Below are 19532 nucleotides of genomic sequence, written 5' to 3'. Positions count from 1 at the left end.
GTAGCCGACTCGCGTGCAACTCCCTATAATGCCGCCCCTATGGCTAAACAGAAGAAACACCCAACAGGGACCATCGCGCAGAATAAAAAGGCGCGGCACGATTACTTCATCGAACACAAGTTCGAGGCTGGTCTGGTCCTGGCCGGCTGGGAAGTAAAAAGTCTGCGGGCAAGCAAGCTACAACTGGTTGACAGTTATGTACTGCTCAAGGATGGCGAAGCCTGGCTGCTCGGCAGCCACATCACGCCGCTGATGACCGCCAGCACCCACGTCATCGCTGATCCGACCCGCACCCGAAAATTGCTGCTCAACCGCCGCGAGCTGGAAAAGCTGGCCACGGCAGTGCAGCAAAAAGGCTATGCCTGCGTGTGCCTGTCCTGGTACTGGAGCAAGCACATGGTCAAGTGCGAGATCGCTCTGGCGCCAAGGGCAAGAAGGAATACGACAAGCGTGATACCGAACGCGAACGCGATGCCGGTCGTGAGTTGCAGCGTGCGGTGCGGAACAAGGGCAAGGAAGAGTAATTTTCCTGCCTGATCGCGGGTCTTGTGGCGAGGGGGCTTGCCCCCGTTCGGCTGCGAAGCAGTCGCCGGCATTCTTCGAGATGGCGGCGACGCGCGAGGGCCGCTCCGCACCCCAGCGGGAGCAAGCTCCCTCGCCACAGTAAACTGAAACTACATCCCCTTGCGCCGCTCCGCCCGAGCCATGCGCTGCACTTCCTGACGCACTTCCTCCAGCACTTCCTGCACATACAAAATGTGTCGACTGGAAACTTCCCGCGCCTGCTCCGCCCGCCCTTCGATAATTGCCAGGTACAACTCCCGATGCTGACTGATCAGCATGTCGCGCGTCTCGGTGCGTTGTTTGTACATGCCGCCAATGTTGGTCACCACGTTGCGCTTGAGCAGATCGAACAATCCGCGAATGGTGTGCAGCAACACCGCGTTGTGACTGGCTTCGGCGATCGCCAAATGGAATTTTGCATCCGCCGCGCCCTCCTGCTCCCGGCTCACTTCATCGTGACGCGTGTAGCAATCCTGCAATTCGTCGAATGCCGCGGTCAGCCTTTCGCGATCCACATCAGTGGCGCGCAACGCCGCGTAATAAGCACAGGACGCTTCAAGGGTATGGCGAAACTCCAGTAGATCGCGCTGCGCCTCGGGGTTGCTTTCCAGCAGATGCAGCAACGGATCGCTGAACGTCGAGCCCAGGGAATCCACCACATAATTGCCGCCGCCCTGGCGACTGACCAGCAAGCCCTTGGCCGCCAGTTTCTGGATCGCTTCGCGCAACGAAGGGCGTGACACGCCAAACTGCTCGGCCAACGCGCGCTCGGCAGGCAAGCGCTCACCAGACTTCAGCGTGCCTTCGAGAATCATCCCCTCGAGCCGCTCGACAATATCGTCAGACAAACGGCGCTGACGAATTTGATCAAACCCCATAACTCATCTCTCCACGATCCCGGCAGCTCGCCGGGCTCTCTATTCTGGCCTATCGGCGCTGTCGCGGCACCTACCAGACGACGCTTGAGCGAACAGATCAGATGCGTTCTGCACCGCTTATTCGACAAAAGTTTTAGGGCGGCAAATTGACACACCCCATACAAGGCTTTTACCCTAGCCAACAGCGATTGTAAATTGGTATTACCAATTAACCAAGAACGCTGGCAGTGCCTGACCAACAACAATTAGGGGCCACCCCATATGCAAACCTGGCAACAGCTCTACAGCCCGCTCGGCAGTCTCGGCGTGTCCGCGCTCGCGGCCGTTATCCCCATCGTATTTTTCTTCCTGGCCTTGGCCGTGTTTCGCCTCAAAGGCCATGTGGCCGGCAGCATCACTCTGGCCTTGTCCATTGCCGTAGCGATCTTCGCCTTCCAGATGCCGGTAGATATGGCCTTCGCCGCTGCCGGGTATGGCTTCGCCTACGGCCTGTGGCCGATTGCCTGGATCATCGTTGCGGCGGTGTTCCTCTACAAACTGACGGTCAAGAGCGGCCAGTTCGAAGTCATCCGCAGCTCGGTGCTGTCGATCACCGACGACCAGCGCCTGCAAGTGCTGCTGATCGGCTTCTGCTTCGGCGCCTTCCTGGAAGGTGCAGCCGGTTTCGGTGCACCGGTAGCGATTACCGCCGCGCTGCTTGTAGGACTGGGCTTCAACCCGCTGTACGCCGCAGGCTTGTGCCTGATCGCCAACACCGCGCCCGTCGCATTCGGCGCACTGGGGATTCCAATCATCGTCGCCGGGCAAGTGACCGGCATCGATGCGTTCAAGATCGGCGCCATGACCGGCCGCCAACTGCCGCTGCTTTCGCTGTTCGTGCCGTTCTGGCTGGTGTTCATGATGGACGGTATGCGCGGCGTTCGGGAAACCTGGCCGGCAGCATTGGTGGCGGGCTTGAGCTTTGCCATCACCCAGTACTTCACCTCGAACTTCATCGGCCCGGAGCTGCCAGACATCACCTCTGCGCTGGTCAGCCTGATTTCCCTGACGCTGTTCCTGAAAGTCTGGCAGCCAAAACGCGCCGCCGGCCAACACATCGCCGGCGCCGTTTCGGCGTCCGTGGTCACCGCCAGCGTCGGCGGTTTCGGCCAGAAGCGCACCACTGTGGCTTCGCCCTACAGCCTCCTGGAAATTTTCAAAGCCTGGTCGCCGTTCCTGATCCTCACCGTACTGGTCACCATTTGGACGCTAAAACCGTTCAAGGCGATGTTCGCTGCGGGCGGCTCGATGTACAGCTGGGTGTTTAACTTCGCCATCCCGCACCTGGATCAAATGGTGATCAAGGTCGCGCCGATCGTGACCGCGCCGACCGCCATTCCAGCGGTGTTCAAACTTGATCCGATTTCCGCCACCGGCACGGCGATTTTCTTCTCGGCACTGATCTCGATGCTGGTGCTGAAGATCAATTTCAAAATTGGTATTACCACTTTGAAAGACACCTTCTACGAACTGCGCTGGCCGATTCTGTCCATCGGCATGGTGCTGGCGTTCGCCTTCGTCACCAACTACTCGGGCATGTCTTCGACCATGGCCTTGGTGCTGGCGGCGACCGGCGCGGCGTTCCCGTTCTTCTCGCCATTCCTCGGTTGGCTGGGCGTGTTCCTGACCGGCTCCGATACCTCGTCCAACGCGCTGTTCAGTTCGTTGCAAGCAACCACCGCGCACCAGATCGGTGTCAGCGATGTGCTGCTAGTCGCGGCGAACACCAGCGGCGGCGTGACCGGCAAGATGATCTCGCCACAATCGATCGCCGTGGCCTGCGCCGCGACCGGCCTGGTGGGCAAGGAATCTGACCTGTTCCGTTTCACCCTCAAGCACAGCCTGTTCTTCGCAACGATCGTTGGCCTGATCACCTACATCCAGGCCTATTGGCTCACCGGGATGCTGGTGCACTAAGGACTACAAGCCGCACTGATAAAACCGACGCTGGACCACGATTCCGGCGTCAGCTATTCACCACCCGGTCTGTAAGGCTGCTGAAAGCTTCCGGCTCTATATTCAGCAGCCTCAACGGACGGATAACCGGCCGAGAGACACGCCTGATGAGCGAGCTTTTTTACAACGCTGTGCCGAACGCGACCCGCGTCGCCCCGCCACTGCCCACGCCTCGGCAATACCCCAGCGAGAAGCCTTCACGGGTGTACCTGTTCGGGACCTGCGTGGTGGATTTGTTCTACCCCGAAGCCGGGATGGACGCGATCCACCTGCTGGAACGCGAAGGCATTCGTGTCGAGTACCCGCAAGGGCAAAGCTGCTGCGGGCAACCGGCCTACACCTCGGGTTACACCGAGCAGGCCCGGACCGTGGCGCGCTCGCAACTGGCGCTGTTTGCCGGGGATTATCCGGTGGTGGTGCCGTCGGGTTCTTGCGCGGGCATGTTGCGCGAACACTACGCCGACTTGTTCAAGGACGAGCCGGACACGTTGAAACAAGTCCAGGCCCTCGCGGCCCGGACGTATGAGTTGGCGGAGTTCCTGCTGTTTGTCTGCAAGGTGCAGCTCAAGGACAGCGGCGAACCGGTGAAAGTGGCGCTGCACACATCGTGCTCGGCACGCCGGGAGATGAACACCCACTTGCACGGCCGTGAGTTGTTGGCGCAGTTGGGCAACGTGGAGCGCGTCGATCACAGCCACGAAAGTGAATGCTGTGGCTTTGGTGGGACTTTCAGCGTCCGTATGCCAGACATTTCCGGCGCGATGGTAGCTGACAAGACCCGGTCGCTGAAGGAATCCGGCGCGCACCAGGTACTCAGCGCCGATTGCGGTTGTTTGATGAACATCAACGGCTCGCTGGAAAAACAGAAGGAAGCGTTGCGCGGCCAACACCTGGCCAGCTTCCTTTGGCAGCGAACCGGAGGTGTTCAATGAACGCTTCCGTGATTATTCCTACGGTTGCCATAGAAGAAGATTTTCGCAGCCGGGCTCACGAGGCTTTGGCTGACACGCAACTGCGAAATAACTTTCGCAGCGCGATGGATTCACTGATGAGCAAACGGGCAGCGTCCTTCAGCGATGCCCACGAAAGAGAACATTTGCGAGCGCTGGGCAATGCTGTCCGCGCCCGTGCGTTATCCAAGTTGCCCGACCTGCTCGAGCAACTTGAACAAAACCTGACCCGCAACGGTGTGACAGTGCACTGGGCGGAAACGGTGGACGAGGCCAATGGCATCGTCCTCTCGATCATCCGCGCTCACGAGGGGCGGCAAGTGATCAAGGGTAAATCGATGGTCAGCGAAGAAATGGAGATGAATCATTTCCTCGCTGAACAGGGCATTGAATGCCTGGAATCGGACATGGGCGAGTACATCGTCCAGCTCGACCACGAGAAGCCTTCACACATTATTATGCCGGCGATCCACAAGAATGCCGGTCAGGTCGCGTCCTTGTTCCACGACAAACTTGGCGTGGAATACACCAAGGACGTTGACCAACTCATTCAGATCGGTCGCAAAGTCTTGCGGCAGAAATTCTTCGAAGCGGACATCGGCGTCTCCGGCGTCAACTTCGCCGTGGCCGAAACCGGCACCCTGCTGCTGGTGGAAAACGAAGGCAACGGCCGCATGACCACCACGGTCCCGCCGGTGCATATTGCCGTTACCGGCATCGAAAAAGTCGTTGAAAACCTGCGGGACGTCGTACCGCTGCTGTCGCTGCTGACCCGCTCGGCCCTCGGCCAACCGATCACCACCTACGTCAACATGATCTCCGGCCCGCGCCAAGAGCATGAGCTCGACGGCCCGCAGGAAGTCCACCTGGTATTGCTCGACAACGGCCGCAGCCAGGCCTTCGCCGACAGCGAATTGCGCCAGACCCTGAACTGCATCCGCTGCGGCGCCTGCATGAATCATTGCCCGGTCTACACCCGAATCGGCGGCCACGCCTATGGGGAGGTTTACCCTGGGCCTATCGGAAAAATCATCACCCCGCACATGGTCGGCCTGGCGAAGGTCCCGGACCACCCAAGTGCGTCGTCGCTGTGCGGTGCCTGCGGTGAGGTCTGCCCGGTAAAAATCCCGATCCCCGCACTGCTGCGGCGCCTGCGGGAAGAGAACGTCAAAGCCCCGGATAGCCCGCATCAAGTGATGCGCGGCCAGGGCAGCAAGTACTCGCGCAAAGAGCGCTTTATCTGGAACGCCTGGGCCAGGCTCAACAGCTCGCCGACGTTGTATCGCCTGTTCGGCTTCTTCGCCACGCGCCTGCGTGCCCTCGCACCGAGTAATGTAGGCCCGTGGACGCAAAACCACAGCGCGCCAAAACCCGCTGCCCGCTCGCTGCATGACATGGCCCGCGAGCATCTGGCCAAACAGGGAGATCGTTGATGAACGCCAAGCAAAACATCCTCGCTAAATTGAGGAACAGTCTGATCGGCACTACGCCGGTGTCTGACGAATTCGACGTCGAACTGGTGACTGCGCCCTACACCTACACGCCTGAACAACGCATCCCGCAACTGCGCAAACTGATGGAAGCGGTGCACACCGAAATCCATCTGACCTCCGATGAAGGTTGGCCCGAACTGTTGGCGCAGCTTTTAAGGGATCGTCAGTTGCCGAGCCTGTTGATCGCGCCGACCACACCTCACGGTCAACGGGTCACTCAGCACTGGTCGAAAAATCCCGACCTGCCAACGCTCAAATCCTACGACCGCCCGGTAGAGGAATGGAAAGCCGAACTGTTTAACGACACCCCGGCCAGCCTCACGACTACCCTCGGCGCAATCGCTGCGACAGGTAGTCTGATTCTCTGGCCGACGCGGGAAGAACCGCGCCTGATGAGCCTGGTGCCGCCAGTACATTTCGCCCTGCTCAAGGCCAGTGAAATCCGCGACAACTTCTATCAAGTGCAGCAGGAATTCGAGTGGGCCCAAGGCATGCCGACCAACGCTTTATTGGTGTCCGGCCCGTCGAAAACCGCCGACATTGAGCAAGTGCTGGCCTACGGCGCCCACGGTCCGAAAGACCTGGTGGTATTGATACTGGAAAACCAATGACGCTACCGACTGCTTTCCTGCGTGACGCGCAGCAACTGATCCCTGAAGACCGACGTTTCGACGACCCGCTGTCGACATTGGCCTTCGGTACCGATGCGAGTTTCTATCGGCTGATTCCGAAACTGGTGATCCGCGTCGAGTCCGAAGATGAAGTGGTTGCCTTGCTGAAACTGGCGCAACGGGATCAGGTCCCAGTGACCTTTCGTGCGGCCGGCACCAGCCTCTCCGGGCAGGCCATCAGTGACTCAGTATTAATCGTACTCGGGGATAACTGGAACGGGCGCGAGATTCGTGGTTTGGGCACACAGATTCGCCTGCAACCGGGGGTGATTGGCGCGCAGGCGAACGCGTGGCTGGCGCCATTCGGACGCAAGATCGGCCCGGACCCGGCCTCGATCAATGCTTGCAAGATCGGCGGCATCGTCGCTAACAATGCCAGCGGCATGTGCTGCGGCACGGCGCAGAATACCTATCACACACTGGCTGGCATTCGTCTGGTGCTGGCTGATGGCAGCCGTCTCGATACCGAAGATGCTGCCAGTGTTACGGCGTTTCGTCAGAGCCACTCCGAACTGCTGGAGCGTCTGGCGACGTTGGGCCGAGAGACCCGCGCCAATTCCGAATTAGCCGCGAGAATTCGCCACAAATACCGTCTGAAAAATACCACCGGCCTGTCGCTCAACGCCCTGGTGGATTTCGACGAGCCTGTGGATATCTTGAGCCACTTGCTGGTGGGCTCCGAAGGTACGCTCGGCTTCATCAGCGCGGTGACCTACGACACGGTCATCGACCATCCGAACAAGGCCTCGGCGCTGATCGTGTTCCCGGACGTGGAAACCTGCTGCAACGCCGTCACCGTGCTGAAAAGCCAACCGGTGTCCGCCGTGGAACTGCTGGATCGTCGCAGCCTGCGCTCGGTGCAGGACAAACCCGGCATGCCGGATTTCGTACAGCACCTGTCGAACAATGCCTGTGCCCTGCTGATCGAATCCCGCGCTGCATCGTCCACGTTACTACGCGAACAACTGGCGCAAATCATGGCGTCCCTGACCTCGTTCCCAGTGGAAAAACAGGTCGACTTCACCGAAGACCCGCTGGAAAACGCCCGGCTCTGGGCGATCCGCAAAGACACTTTCCCCGCCGTCGGAGCGGTGCGCAAAACCGGCACCACGGTGATCATCGAAGACGTGACCTTCCCGGTGGAGCAACTGGCCATCGGCGTGAACCGCTTGATCGAGCTGTTCGACAAACATCACTACGACGAAGCGATCCTTTTCGGACACGCGCTGGAAGGCAATCTGCACTTTGTCTTCACCCAAGGCTTCAACAATCCGGAAGAAGTCGCACGCTATCAGGCGTTCATGGACGACGTGGCGCAACTGGTCGCCGTGGAGTTCGGTGGCTCGCTGAAGGCTGAGCACGGCACTGGCCGTAACATGGCGCCCTTCGTTGAGCTGGAATGGGGCAGTGATGCCTATCAATTGATGTGGCAGCTCAAACGCCTGCTCGACCCGAACGGCATTCTCAACCCGGACGTGGTGCTCAGCGACGATCCGCAGATCCACCTTAAACACCTGAAGCCGCTGCCCGCCGCCGATGAGATTGTGGACAAGTGCATCGAGTGCGGCTTCTGCGAACCCGTCTGCCCGTCGAAAGGCCTGACCCTGAGCCCGCGCCAGCGCATCGTGATCTGGCGGGACATTCAGGCGAAGAAACGCGCCGGCGTCGATACCACCGAACTCGAAGCCGCTTACGAATACCAGGGCATCGACACCTGCGCCGCCACGGGACTTTGTGCACAGCGTTGTCCTGTAGGAATCAACACCGGCGAGCTGGTGAAAAAGCTCCGCAGCCGTAACGCGACACACACGAAAACCGCCAACTGGCTGGAAGGCAACTTCGCCACTGCGCTGCAAGGTGCGCGCTTTACCCTGCACGTGGCCAACGGTGCGCGAATGCTGCTGGGTGCGCCACGCCTGGCGAAGCTGTCGGCAACGCTGACGCGGTTGTCCAAAGGCCAGGTCCCACAATGGACCAACGCCATGCCGCAGCCGGAAAAAGCCATTCGCTTCAGCCCGAGCGTGTCGGACGAACGCCCTCGGGTGGTTTATCTCGCGGCGTGTGTCTCGCGGGTCATGGGCCCGACGGCGGGTGATAAAGAACAAATGTCGCTCTACGACAAAACCCGTGGGCTGCTGGAAAAGGCCGGTTACCAGGTCGTCTTCCCGGACAACCAGGACAACCTCTGCTGTGGTCAGCCGTTCGCCTCCAAAGGCTACGCCGAACAAGCCGAACACAAGCGCCAGGAATTGATTGGCGCGCTGCTGCACGCCAGCCGCGGCGGGCTCGATCCGATCTACTGCGACACCAGCCCGTGCACCTTGCGATTGGTTCAGGACCTGGGCGATGTTCGACTCGACCTGTACGACCCGGTGCGTTTCATTCGTACGCACTTGATGGATCGACTGGATTTCACACCGCAGGAAGCGCCGATTGCGGTGCACGTCACCTGCAGTACTCAACACCTCGGCGAGAGCCAGGCATTGATTGATCTGGCGCGAAAATGCAGCAACAACGTGGTCATCCCCGAAGGCATCCATTGTTGCGGGTTTGCGGGGGACAAGGGTTTTACCACGCCGGAACTGAACGCCCATTCACTGCGCACGCTCAAGGATGCGGTGCAGCACTGCGGTGAGGGGATTTCTACCAGTCGCACCTGTGAGATTGGCCTGACGCAACACGGTGGAATTGACTACCACGGGTTGGTCTATCTGGTGGATCGGGTAACGCGGACACGGGCCATCTAAAGAAAAAATAGAACCCTGACGCCGCGCCGCAGTCCACTGATCAAGTCCCGCACATTTGGGACCTACCCCAAACTCGGCAGCCCGTCCTGATGGCCAGCGATGCCTGGACCCTCAGTTCAAGGAGATACACATGAAACGTTCTGTACTGTTAGGTCTGTTCGTTACTGCCTCACTGATGGCGTCCACCTCGTTCGCGGCCGAAGACCTCTGTGCGGTCAACTTGAAAACCATCGAAAATGCCCAAGCACAGATCTCTCCGGAGATGACTGATCAGGTAATGGACAGCGTCAAGCAAGCCAAGGCCGATCAGGCAAAAGGCACCAAGAAAGGCACTGATGATTGCATCGCCGAGACCACCCAAACTATCCAAGACATCAAGAACGCGAACAAAGGCGGGAAGTAACCGGAGTACTGGCGGACTGAAGTTAAAATTACCCTCCAGCACTACCCAATACGCAGCAAACCAAAACCCGCCAAGTGCGGGTTTTGTCGCATCTGGGGTTTGGTACTGCCAACTGCCCGCGTCGCGGTGAAAGAAATCGACACCATGCCCAAATCCGCAGAAGGAGCGAAGCTTGCCCGGGAAATGTTCACCAGCGGCAAGGGGCAATTGCGCCCCTTTTTAGTGCCATTGCTCCTATCAAACAATTTTTTCATAGCCTTTGTGAGAAAACCGAATTCCTGCGAAGCTTCGTAGTCTTTTAAGTAGGCCATTTCAATCGTGGCTTGTTTTTCGACCTCGGCCGAGCCGCCCGATCATACGGCAGCACCGAGACCATCAGCACAAGGAGATATCCATGAAACGTACCGCACTCGCTGGTCTGTTCATGTCTGCTGCAATGTTGGCCTCTCCCGTATTTGCTGCGGACAACAACCTCTGTACAAGCAAGCTGCAAGAGCTCGAAGCCAAAGTGAATACGCTGCCAGCGACCTCGAACAACTTAAATGAGATCAAAAGACTGCTGGCCAGCGCCCAAGCGTCAGAAGCCGCCAAGGACTACAAAAAGTGCGCTACCGAGGCCAGCCAGGCATTGTCGATGGCAAACTGAACAATGACCCCAGCCCAAAATCAATCGCGGCCAACCTTCCGGTTGGCCTTCTGGGGCGCGTTGGCGTACACTGCGCAGGCTTGTTGCTCACTTTGATTCACAGAGCAACAGGCACGGGGCCGTTTAGGATTCGACGCCGGTCGCGAAACTTTAGGTGCATGCCGAGTTGGTAACAGAACTCGTAAATCCACTGTTGCAACTTTCTATAGTTGCCAATGACGAAACCTACGGGGAATACGCTCTCGCTGCGTAAGCAGCCTTAGCCCTTCCCTCCTGGTACCTTCGGGTCCAGCAATCATCAGGGGATGTCTGTAAACCCAAAGTGATTGTCATATAGAACAGAATCGCCGTGCAGTACGTTGTGGACGAAGCGGCTAAAACTTACACAACTCGCCCAAAGCACCCTGCCCTTCGGGTCGCTGAGGGTTAACTTAATAGAAACGGCTACGCATGTAGTACCGACAGCGGAGTACTGGCGGACGGGGGTTCAAATCCCCCGGCTCCACCACTTCATCATCTAAAGACGTCCAAGGACGTCTTTTTTTGTGCCTGAAATCCAGTGAATACGGGGGTTTCAGCGCTTATGGAGGCTTTGCACGGTTTCTGAGTTCCAGGCGCTTTGGTATCCCAGGTGGTATCCCGGACTACCAAATGCTATTTTCAGGATACCAAAACGGTGCTGGAGGTAGCCCCCATGCCTACTAACGCAACCCGCCTCTCCGATCGCCAGCTCAAGGCAGTCAAGGCAGTCAAGGCAACTGGTAAAGACTTCGTCCTCAGCGACGGCGATGGCTTGCAGCTTCGAGTACGCGCGAGCGGCTCGATGATGTGGAATTTCAATTACCGCGAGCCGTTGACCAGAAGCCGTATCAACATGGCGCTTGGTCCATACCCCGACCTCTCGCTAGCCAACGCCCGGAAGAAAGCCGCAGAGGCGCGTGAGTTGCTCGCTTTGGGCACTGATCCCAAAACCCAGCGTGATGAGGTAAGGCAAGCCAAACTTGCTAAGACTGAACACACTTTCGAGAAGGTGGCCACTGCCTGGTTCGAGCTGAAGAAAGACTCCGTAACCAAAGCATACGCAGAAGACATTTGGAGATCGCTGACGCTTCATGTTTTCCCAAGCATGAAAACAACGCCGATCTCTCAAATCACTGCTCCGATGGTTATCAAGATCCTTCGCCCAATCGAGGCCAAAGGGAGCCTCGAAACCGTGAAACGATTGAGCCAACGACTCAACGAGATCATGACCTACGGGGTCAACTCCGGGCTGATATTTGCGAACCCCCTCAATGGAATTCGGGCGGTGTTCAAGAAACCCAAGAAAGAGAACATGGCTGCGCTACCACCTGAGGAGCTTCCCGAGCTCATGATGGAAATCGCGAATGCCAGCATCAAACGCACGACCCGCTGCTTGATCGAATGGCAGTTGCATACGATGACCCGCCCTGCCGAAGCAGCCACCACACGATGGGCAGATATCGACTTCGAAAAGCGCATTTGGACCATTCCGCCAGAGCGCATGAAAAAGCGTCGCCCGCACACAATCCCCTTACCGAGCAGGCACTTTCGTTACTGGAGACGCTCAAGCAACTCAGTGGTAACAGAGAGTACGTGTTCCCCTCAGATAGAAATCCCCGCACCCATGCCAATAGCCAGACCGCCAACATGGCGTTGAAGCGCATGGGCTTTCAGGACCGTCTGGTCAGCCACGGCTTGCGCTCGATGGCGAGTACCATCCTGAATGAGCATGGCTGGGATCCGGAACTGATCGAGGTCGCACTGGCGCATGTCGACAAGGACGAAGTTCGTAGCGCCTACAACAGGGCGGATTACATCGAACGCCGGCGTCCGATGATGGCCTGGTGGAGTGAGCATATCCAGAAGGCAGCCACTGGAAGCCTGTCGGCATCTGCCATCAATCAAACCAGGGACCGTAACGTGGTGCCGATACGCTGAGCATCACCGGCGACAATCCATGCGATCCCTATCGTGGAGCATGGCAACAGAAATGACGACTGTCGCTAATTCTCCTACATGCCTGCGCCCCCTCGGCCAAGCCCCTGAGTATGGGAAGGCTCCGCATTCCCATACTCAGGGGGTCACGCTTAAAAGTTCTATCAGACAACCACGAGTTGCGCAGACAATAACCACGTCGAAAATCAGATACGACCATGGACGCTAGGGCGCAAGAATGGGTTGTTCGTTGGGTCATTACGCAGCGGAAAACGGAAAGAAGCACCAATGAGTTTGATCCAGTCGGCCAAGTTCAACGGGCATGATGCATAAGCTTATTTTAAGGACCTCCTCACTCGCCTGCCGACGCAGCGGGCGAGTGAAATCGGGGAGTTTTGTGCCGCATCATTGGCAACCAGCTTAGCTACGCAAAACGGGATGCGCGGACGCTTACGGCGTGTTTCAGCCACAGCACCGTTGAGAGGGCGCTAAAGCTAGGCGTGACGGGTACGACTATCTGGCATAACCGGCGATTGGTAGTGAGTTTTGACAAGAGGTCTCGTTCCATTAGAATTGCGCACCTCGCAAAGCCAGAACGACCAAATGGCATTTGATCCCCAAGGAAGGAATCTTCGCTAATGACCGGTGAAGTGGAACAGCAAACCACCGCGCAAAACCCACTACCCGAAACGCCAACGGAGATATCGAGAGCTACCAGCTACCGGCAAGCGCTGTCTGGACTACTTGCCGACATCAAATGGTGGCTTCCCTTGGCAGCGACATTAATTTCAACTTCACTTCTAACCAAGTATTTGTGGCTTATCCATCACCCAGAATTGATTCTGAGCTCTTTGGGAAACCCATCGAACCTCGTAGCTTGGTTGTTTTTTACTTTACTCGTTCTAGCTTCGCTTCTGGTTATCGTATCAGTGCCGTCGTTAGCCTTCATGATGTGTATTACACAATGTTCGCCTGGAAGGGAGTTGGAAAAAACGCTCGCCTTTCGATTTAGCCTTATTGTCGGTGGAGGATACGGACTACTCTCGCTTAATCTACTGGGTTCAACCTTTGGTATAGCCGTTGCTCCTGGCTACTTTTTCGTATTTGTCGCATTTGCTGCTGCTTGGGCAGCGTGGCATGTCCTCTGCAAAGAAGCATCACTCAAGGAAAAAGTACTGGAGCTCTCGCCTGGGCCTCGTAAACCTTGGCGTAGAAAAGGCTATCGCACCGTTCGGCTTGGCTGGCTAGGTCTATTGCTCGCTTTTACTTCAATGAGCGGAGTGTTTCCGGCTCAACTAGGTATCATGGCTTGGCGCGGCGGAGAGAACGGCTGGGAAGCACTTGGGGCGATCGGCGTCTGCTTGTTGATCATGTGTCTTTACCTAGCGCCTGTTATGTCTTTCTACTTATCAGAAGGCAACGTGCTGCAGCGCACCGGTCGAGCCGCTCTTGCTCTGCTGGTATGCATTTTTGCCAATGCCGTTTTACTTCCTGCAATTTTGGATTTGTGGGTCTATTCCGCAGGCAATCTGATCAAGATCAGGGACAATACCGAGCTGAGCTATGTCCTGGACGAAAAGGATTACCCAAAGGAGGTTTTTAATAAAAATCTCTGGCAGCTGGAGGCCTACGGAGGGCCCAATGGTTTGTACAGCGTGAGGGCGTTCCGTCAGTTTCGCTTTGGGGACATATTGTTGATCTGCCCTGGCCGGCACAGAAATGTCGCTTTGAAGAAGATAGGTAGCTACGCGCATCTATGTATTACGTTGTCTGACGCCAAGGTGAAAGTGGCGGCGCCTGTGGTAAGCAAGGACATCGCAGTGCTTCCCAAGCTGGACTGTATTTTGGCGGCTCAAACGCCTACGCCCACTCCGCTATTGATTAAAAACACGGGGACATGCCTGTACCGAAGTCTTTATAAGTGAACGTACTCCGCCATGCGAATCAGGCGCAAGCCTGTACTCTGACGTTTGCTTTACTCAGGTATCTTTCGCCTGATCTCAAGCTGTTCTATCGCGACTGATGACGGTGCTGCCTCGTCTAGCTCTGGAGCAACAAACGACTAGATAAGACGCAAGATAGACGCACTGTCCGCTTACTGAGTTGCGCCTTTCTGCAGCGGATTAACCTCGCTGTTAATCCGTAGTAGTAAACGGTCCCTGGTGCTGAACAACGCAGATAGTGCTCCAGAAACCATCTCACGTGTTTGTCCCTCCAGGACCAAGGAGTTGCGCAACTCCAGCGCTCACGAATTACCTCTCGCATCGTTTCTGCCTGCCTGATGTGCCGCTGCCGCGTAGCGTGCGCACCTTTGAGCACAGGACTCAGAAACAACATCATATCGAACTCGGCCTTCATCGCCGACCTCCGATGTAGGCACTCACCACATCGATGCGGTTATGCCCCAACTCATGGCTGATCTGCTGTCGTGCACGCTGATCGAGTGCTCGATCCTCTCGATAACCACGGCCGCCATTAATGGGTGCAGAGAAGCCGGTCAGTTGCTCATAGCGCTCACAGGCGTAAGCCGCTCGCAGCTCATGAAAGCCTTTCAATCCATGCTCATGCAGAATGTCCCGAGCAGGTCGAACAACTGCCTGTGAGAAGTCTTTGTAGCTTTCATCAGGTGCTAACAGATTCCGACTGCCCTTGGGTGACGCTTCCGTGGCCCTATCGAGGGCATCGCGAACTTGATCCGTGACTGCGATCCAACGCGGCGCTGATGCACCTGCCCGCCCCCTTGGTGCCATCCTGGATATTGATCTTGCCCAGTCGTTGAGCCTCTCGTTGCAGCCGTGGCAGGTCCGCCAAGATCGCTTCACGCAGCCGCATGCCGGTCTCCCGAGCTAAGAACACAATGGCACTCACTCTCGATTGCTGTCGCTCTGACAGAGTTTGCGCAATCAGCCTGACCTGCACACGGTCTTGGCCTTGCGGTGCCTCACTACGAACGCTTGAACGCTGTAGGCCTAGCGCCTTACTCGGACTGGGGATTTTGACGTACTGATCACCGCGCAGCGCGGCCATCGTTCGGTTCACGCTGGACAGTCGGTTCTGCGCGGTGGCAATGCCGACGCTGCCCTGATCAACCTGCTTACGAACATAAGCGGCGTACCCCATGAGGATGTCACGGTCGATCAGTCGCGCGTCATTCAGCCTCGGCCCTTCCTCGGAACGACACCAATTCACGAAAGCCTGCCACCGATCGCTATGGGCTTTGACGGTAGCAAAATGGCCGTCGCCAAATAGATCCTTCAGTGCTTGCGGTCCGGCATAGCTGAGCTGGCGACCAAAGCCAAAATTACGCCCCGCTCGCTTACCGAACCGAGCCATTTTCCTGCTCCTGATCGACTGCCGCGAGATCATGCAAAAGGGCTCTCCAGTGCACACTCACGATAGCGAACTGGGCCCAATCAGTCGGGCGAAAACACAGCGTGTTGTCGGTGACGTAGAGATGCGCACCCTCCTCTTCTAACCACTGGATAATGGCTGTCGTCGAGGTGATAGTTTTACGGAGGGTGGCGACATCGGCGACAGCGGCGACATCCCTTGTCCTGCCTGGCTTTGAGCGGGGCGACAAAGTGGCGACACTCGCGGCGACAAACCGCGCTTTCGGCACCTTTTGGCGTTGAGCTAGGTGGTTGCGCAGTGCTTCATCAAGATTGAACATGGCGCACCTCGAAGGTGTGGCCGTCGGTGATCAGCCACTGATGGTCAAGCAACTCGACTAACAGCTTGGTGGCATGGCGACTGCTCTTACGGGCAAAGCGGGGACCATTGCGATTCAGTTCACGAATACTGAAGCGCTTCCAATCTTTGACCTGGAGCCAGCGCAGCAGCCGGTCCGCCTCCTCCTTAATTCGACACACTGGCTCCTGCTCAGTCAGACGCTGGATCTCGGTGAGGTAGTAGCCAACTAAGGCCGAGGCCCGTTGGATATGGTCGACCTCCACGACGCTGCTCTCCTCCACAACTGCCAGAATGCAGGCGACGCGCAGCAGGTTATCGGCGGCCTTCGATCCGCTGGGCCGTACGCTGGCCAGCTCACCAAACTCACCCAGCTGAGCTTCGATGGCATCATGCAAATCAATCCAGCGACGGCGGGCTAACGGACAAAGGGTTAGCGGTGATAACTGCAAAGCACCATCAGGAGACAGTGACCAAGGCTGATGAAAAAGGGCAGAGAGGCGATGGTGATAGCGCTTTAGGGCGCCATCTTTCGACAAGTCGACAGCCTGATAACTGCGCTGTCCTGCCAGGCTGGAGGGCCAGGTCATCAGACAGCGACCGAGAATGCCTTGCCCCTGCAGCAACGGATCACTGAGTAATTGCATGGCTAAATACGGTTGCAGCATCAGGTGCAGGCTCAAGCGTCGGTCATAAGCTCGCAAGCTTTCACCAACCATGGAGCGCGCGCGATCTATCGGACTGCCATCCCAGAGTGACGACAAGGTCGTAACCGCTTTCAAACGGTTATCCCGACTCATGGTGCTGCTGCCGAGGAATTGTCCACCCTCATCACAGAACAAACCCATGCTAGGCAGGTCATGACAGAGCCCCTTGATCAGGGCCTCGATAGTCGGGTCCGTGGTGATCAGCCTAGGGGCTGAGGGCTCCGCTTCGAGCGACATTCCGTTCGCGGACTCAGGATCGCCAGGCTTGATACGCTGCGCCTGCCGCTGTGCGGCACGGTGCCGTACAAGCTGTTCGCGGTAACGCTGCCACTGCTCACGCTCCCATTGCCGTGCTGGCAGCAAGGCAAATCGATCTGTCGCCGTCTTGCGATCCCCTGACGCGGCCACGGTGATCAGGTACAGCGACAGCGGATAACTGCGCCCGTCGAGATGTAAGCCCGCATGGCCTTGTGTGGCCAGCGCCGAGGCCGCCAACACCGATTGCGCGGCCAGCGCCTGGGGCACGCCGATGACCTCCGCCATGCGCTCCACCGCAGGCCCAAGAATCCCACCCAGTGCCTGCACCGGATAAGGCTGGGCCACGGGATTCGACTCAATCAGCGGTCGAGGTGGTCGTGGTAGTTCAAACTTCGGATCTAACTGCGGCATGAGCCCTCTCCTCGTTCATTGCTGGTTGTCCTCACGTAGTCCCGCCACAGCTGTTGAGTGTTATCAGGGATCAAGGCCCCTGCGACCTGTGAGGTGTTCACTGACGCGGAACGCACGGCTCCTTACGACCGGGAGCAAGGGCATGAACCCATGAATCTGGCCTCCTTAGACGCATCCGAAGATGCGGGCGGGTGGAGGCTGTGCCGACTGACGAGTTCGGCACCTAGAGATCCTGGGTGGGAGAAGGCAAAGACCTAGACACCTGAGGCATGCCTGACTGTCAGTCAGGTGCAGCACTTACATGGGCTGCGGCACCGGTGCTAGCGCCATTGCGGATGGCGACGAATCGTATTTGTCAGGCCGATTGTCACGAGGAGAGTTGCAGCAATGCCCTGTAGGACGTGGCTTGCAGCAATGGTACGAGCGCCCGTCTCTTTCCAGGAGAAAGAGACGGGCGCAGTCTGGCGCAGAGAATTGCGTCGAAAGGTGAGGTTGCTGCAGCGCAGCGAGGTAGGTCCATCGTCTGCCGCAGTGGACAGATAAGTCGAGTAGGCATCCATCACTTTTGGGGAGTGACCGTGCGAGCCGCCGGACGCTAATCGCACTTAGGGAAGAACCACCACGCAAGTGGCGTAGCCTTAAAGGTTCTGGCTACCTGGGCTGGTGCTGTCAACGACAGCGATCCGTGCGCCAATTTTTATACCCACTCGAAAAGGCGGTCAAGCATCGCGGCCAACAGCGCTCAACAAGTGGCGACTGTCGCCACTTTTGTCGCCATGCTCCAGACCATGTTCTACGTGTGTTGTCGCCGGTGTCGCCGGTGTCGCCACACCTACATTCATACCCCACGAAAAGATCTGCTCTGACACTGAGGCTATGTTGTACCCGATAGAGATCATGAGCCAATTACTGACGGGGAAGGAAGGCGTAGCGGCAATCAGATATGAAATGAGAGGGTGGGACGCGGTGGCTGCGAGAAAAAGCGAATGAACCCTCCGATCGGCGCGATCAAAGATCGCTGGATCGGAGGGTTTGGCGGGAAAAGCAACGTCTCAAACGTCAATAACAGACTCAAGCATCAAAGCTGGTTGATTGGGAGGTGACGGCTTCACGCCGTATGATCAGCGTCTGCTGCAACCGCAGCAGAAAGCCTGCTTCAAATGCCACCTGCGGATCACCTGGACGATGATGTTTTCGGTTTTGCGCCAGTGCCCATCAGAGGGGAAATGATGAGCCATCGAGCCAGGTCTCAGCGCATCGAACGCCGTCCTCAATCAGCGGGCGGAATTCATTGCCCCATGGTGTTCGGATAGGCCCATCGTATGACTTGAATCCACCCTTTGTAGTCGTTTAGCTGCTATGTTCACCATCCAGTAACGGCTCTGTTCGAGGTCGCGCCATCGCACCATTCGAGAAGATAGGCGCTGCTGTAGCCATCAACAAAATCGTGGAATGGGGCCGTCGTCGCCCGGTAGAGGTAAGAGCATCTAACAGCTCTCAAATCATTCACCGGGACAACATGAAGCCCCCTACCTAATCACTAGGTACATAGAGTCATTATCGTGCCAGATGTCAATTATATAGTAGCCGAAGCAGAAAAAATCAGACGCGCACTGGAGTTATGCGACAAAGAAACAACTCCACTGGTTACAAAAGACTTTCCTGCCATGAACTGCAAGCTATCTTCTTTAATACTTACTTTCCACTTTCTAAAAAAATGGCCGACAATCGCAGTTTATGGCGTATTAGGAGTGGCCACTGACCACTACGGAAATGATACTATATCTCACTATTGGTTGGAGCTCCAGGAAACAGCAATAGATATAACAGCTGACCAGTACAACATCATTGAAGACAAGAATCTCAACACAAGAATAATCAGCAGCAGGCCGTTTAGCCCAGTATCCACAGGGCGAATTGGCAGCCTACCCAATTATAGCTTATTCAAAATCATCAGTAGGGATATTTATATCAGCGGTCTACCAGAGCTAGCGGAAGACTTCCTTGAAAAACTTCATGACGCCTATGAAATACTATCGGATATTTCTCCACCCATGTAAGAACACACTCAGATTTTTCGCCCCACTGACCAGACAGGACTAACGATCGCGGCTTACTATGTATTCCGCACGATCAAATTATCGTCCTTATATATCCTACAGCCAC

At 57.0% G+C, this 19532-nt stretch carries 14 protein-coding genes, 1 other RNA gene and 4 pseudogenes; 13 read left to right on the top strand and 6 right to left on the bottom strand.

Going from position 1 to position 19532, the window contains the following annotated elements:
• Positions 1 to 39: 39 nt before the first annotated feature.
• Positions 40 to 524 (top strand): annotated as a pseudogene (gene smpB, locus RHM58_RS12765) (SsrA-binding protein SmpB).
• Between the two features lie 150 nt (positions 525 to 674).
• Here the strand turns inward: smpB and RHM58_RS12760 are convergent.
• Positions 675 to 1442 (bottom strand): FCD domain-containing protein, encoded by a 768-nt coding sequence (locus tag RHM58_RS12760; RefSeq protein ID WP_201200448.1) that lies wholly within the window; start codon positions 1440 to 1442, stop codon positions 675 to 677.
• Between the two features lie 261 nt (positions 1443 to 1703).
• On the opposite strand from RHM58_RS12760, the gene RHM58_RS12755 reads away from it, so the two are divergent.
• The 6 genes from RHM58_RS12755 (at position 1704) to RHM58_RS12730 (ending at position 9701) form a co-directional block, all read left to right on the top strand.
• Positions 1704 to 3398, top strand: coding sequence for a lactate permease LctP family transporter (locus tag RHM58_RS12755; protein WP_201200447.1), 1695 nt, complete (start codon positions 1704 to 1706; stop codon positions 3396 to 3398).
• A 146-nt stretch (positions 3399 to 3544) separates the two neighbouring features.
• Positions 3545 to 4369 (top strand): (Fe-S)-binding protein, encoded by an 825-nt coding sequence (locus tag RHM58_RS12750; RefSeq protein WP_201200446.1) that lies wholly within the window; start codon positions 3545 to 3547, stop codon positions 4367 to 4369.
• Complete coding sequence (locus RHM58_RS12745; protein WP_322270525.1) at positions 4366 to 5820, top strand: LutB/LldF family L-lactate oxidation iron-sulfur protein; 1455 nt, start codon at positions 4366 to 4368, stop codon at positions 5818 to 5820. The genes RHM58_RS12750 and RHM58_RS12745 overlap by 4 nt, the downstream gene beginning before the upstream one ends.
• Positions 5820 to 6491 carry a LutC/YkgG family protein gene (locus RHM58_RS12740; RefSeq protein WP_322270524.1) on the top strand — a complete coding sequence of 224 codons (672 nt, stop codon included), beginning with the start codon at positions 5820 to 5822 and terminating at the stop codon, positions 6489 to 6491. The genes RHM58_RS12745 and RHM58_RS12740 overlap by 1 nt, the downstream gene beginning before the upstream one ends.
• Positions 6488 to 9298 (top strand): FAD-binding and (Fe-S)-binding domain-containing protein, encoded by a 2811-nt coding sequence (locus tag RHM58_RS12735; protein WP_322270523.1) that lies wholly within the window; start codon positions 6488 to 6490, stop codon positions 9296 to 9298. Before RHM58_RS12740 ends, RHM58_RS12735 begins: the two co-directional genes overlap by 4 nt.
• Positions 9299 to 9428: 130 nt before the next feature.
• Complete coding sequence (locus RHM58_RS12730; protein ID WP_201255679.1) at positions 9429 to 9701, top strand: hypothetical protein; 273 nt, start codon at positions 9429 to 9431, stop codon at positions 9699 to 9701.
• Between the two features lie 41 nt (positions 9702 to 9742).
• Here RHM58_RS12730 and RHM58_RS12725 read toward each other — a convergent pair whose 3' ends face one another.
• Positions 9743 to 10012 (bottom strand): hypothetical protein, encoded by a 270-nt coding sequence (locus RHM58_RS12725; RefSeq protein WP_322270522.1) that lies wholly within the window; start codon positions 10010 to 10012, stop codon positions 9743 to 9745.
• Between the two features lie 83 nt (positions 10013 to 10095).
• On the opposite strand from RHM58_RS12725, the gene RHM58_RS12720 reads away from it, so the two are divergent.
• From RHM58_RS12720 to RHM58_RS12700, 5 genes and pseudogenes are all read left to right on the top strand, one after another.
• A complete protein-coding gene (locus RHM58_RS12720; protein ID WP_201255678.1) occupies positions 10096 to 10347 on the top strand; it encodes a hypothetical protein in 252 nt (83 codons plus the stop codon).
• A gap of 115 nt (positions 10348 to 10462) precedes the next feature.
• Positions 10463 to 10855, top strand: a transfer-messenger RNA (tmRNA) gene (ssrA, locus tag RHM58_RS12715).
• Positions 10856 to 11041: 186 nt separating this feature from the next.
• Positions 11042 to 12306 (top strand): annotated as a pseudogene (locus RHM58_RS12710) (integrase domain-containing protein).
• Between the two features lie 183 nt (positions 12307 to 12489).
• Positions 12490 to 12727: pseudogene (locus RHM58_RS12705) on the top strand (transposase domain-containing protein); the annotation flags it as partial.
• Between the two features lie 214 nt (positions 12728 to 12941).
• Entirely contained in the window at positions 12942 to 14228 is a 1287-nt protein-coding gene (locus RHM58_RS12700) for a hypothetical protein (protein ID WP_154742889.1), read from the top strand.
• A gap of 115 nt (positions 14229 to 14343) precedes the next feature.
• Here the strand turns inward: RHM58_RS12700 and RHM58_RS12695 are convergent, their stop codons facing one another.
• From RHM58_RS12695 to RHM58_RS12680, 4 genes and pseudogenes are all read right to left on the bottom strand, one after another.
• On the bottom strand, positions 14344 to 14661 hold the full coding sequence (locus RHM58_RS12695; RefSeq protein WP_322270521.1) for a hypothetical protein: 318 nt from the start codon (positions 14659 to 14661) through the stop codon (positions 14344 to 14346).
• Positions 14658 to 15636 (bottom strand): annotated as a pseudogene (locus tag RHM58_RS12690) (integrase domain-containing protein). Before RHM58_RS12690 ends, RHM58_RS12695 begins: the two are co-directional and overlap by 4 nt.
• Positions 15620 to 15973 carry a hypothetical protein gene (locus tag RHM58_RS12685; protein ID WP_322270520.1) on the bottom strand — a complete coding sequence of 118 codons (354 nt, stop codon included), beginning with the start codon at positions 15971 to 15973 and terminating at the stop codon, positions 15620 to 15622. Before RHM58_RS12685 ends, RHM58_RS12690 begins: the two are co-directional and overlap by 17 nt.
• Entirely contained in the window at positions 15960 to 17366 is a 1407-nt protein-coding gene (locus RHM58_RS12680) for a YfjI family protein (protein WP_322270519.1), read from the bottom strand. The genes RHM58_RS12685 and RHM58_RS12680 overlap by 14 nt, the downstream gene beginning before the upstream one ends.
• A gap of 1562 nt (positions 17367 to 18928) precedes the next feature.
• Between RHM58_RS12680 and RHM58_RS12675 the strand changes: the two genes are divergently transcribed.
• Positions 18929 to 19426: a hypothetical protein gene (locus tag RHM58_RS12675; RefSeq protein WP_322270518.1), complete on the top strand. Its 498-nt coding sequence runs from the start codon at positions 18929 to 18931 to the stop codon at positions 19424 to 19426.
• The last annotated feature ends 106 nt before the right edge of the window (positions 19427 to 19532 follow it).

The organism is Pseudomonas sp. 10S4 (assembly GCF_034344865.1).
GTDB lineage: Bacteria > Pseudomonadota > Gammaproteobacteria > Pseudomonadales > Pseudomonadaceae > Aquipseudomonas.
The sequence above is the reverse complement of the archived record's forward strand: the minus strand, read 5'-3'. Positions and strand labels throughout refer to the sequence as shown.

Coding starts and splice junctions, on each gene's coding strand:
- RHM58_RS12760 (WP_201200448.1), bottom strand. CDS start 1,442: ATGGGGTTTGATCAAATTCGTCAGCGCCGTTTGTCTGACGATATTGTC.
- RHM58_RS12755 (WP_201200447.1), top strand. CDS start 1,704: ATGCAAACCTGGCAACAGCTCTACAGCCCGCTCGGCAGTCTCGGCGTG.
- RHM58_RS12750 (WP_201200446.1), top strand. CDS start 3,545: ATGAGCGAGCTTTTTTACAACGCTGTGCCGAACGCGACCCGCGTCGCC.
- RHM58_RS12745 (WP_322270525.1), top strand. CDS start 4,366: ATGAACGCTTCCGTGATTATTCCTACGGTTGCCATAGAAGAAGATTTT.
- RHM58_RS12740 (WP_322270524.1), top strand. CDS start 5,820: ATGAACGCCAAGCAAAACATCCTCGCTAAATTGAGGAACAGTCTGATC.
- RHM58_RS12735 (WP_322270523.1), top strand. CDS start 6,488: ATGACGCTACCGACTGCTTTCCTGCGTGACGCGCAGCAACTGATCCCT.
- RHM58_RS12730 (WP_201255679.1), top strand. CDS start 9,429: ATGAAACGTTCTGTACTGTTAGGTCTGTTCGTTACTGCCTCACTGATG.
- RHM58_RS12725 (WP_322270522.1), bottom strand. CDS start 10,012: ATGGCCTACTTAAAAGACTACGAAGCTTCGCAGGAATTCGGTTTTCTC.
- RHM58_RS12720 (WP_201255678.1), top strand. CDS start 10,096: ATGAAACGTACCGCACTCGCTGGTCTGTTCATGTCTGCTGCAATGTTG.
- RHM58_RS12700 (WP_154742889.1), top strand. CDS start 12,942: ATGACCGGTGAAGTGGAACAGCAAACCACCGCGCAAAACCCACTACCC.
- RHM58_RS12695 (WP_322270521.1), bottom strand. CDS start 14,661: ATGAAGGCCGAGTTCGATATGATGTTGTTTCTGAGTCCTGTGCTCAAA.
- RHM58_RS12685 (WP_322270520.1), bottom strand. CDS start 15,973: ATGTTCAATCTTGATGAAGCACTGCGCAACCACCTAGCTCAACGCCAA.
- RHM58_RS12680 (WP_322270519.1), bottom strand. CDS start 17,366: ATGCCGCAGTTAGATCCGAAGTTTGAACTACCACGACCACCTCGACCG.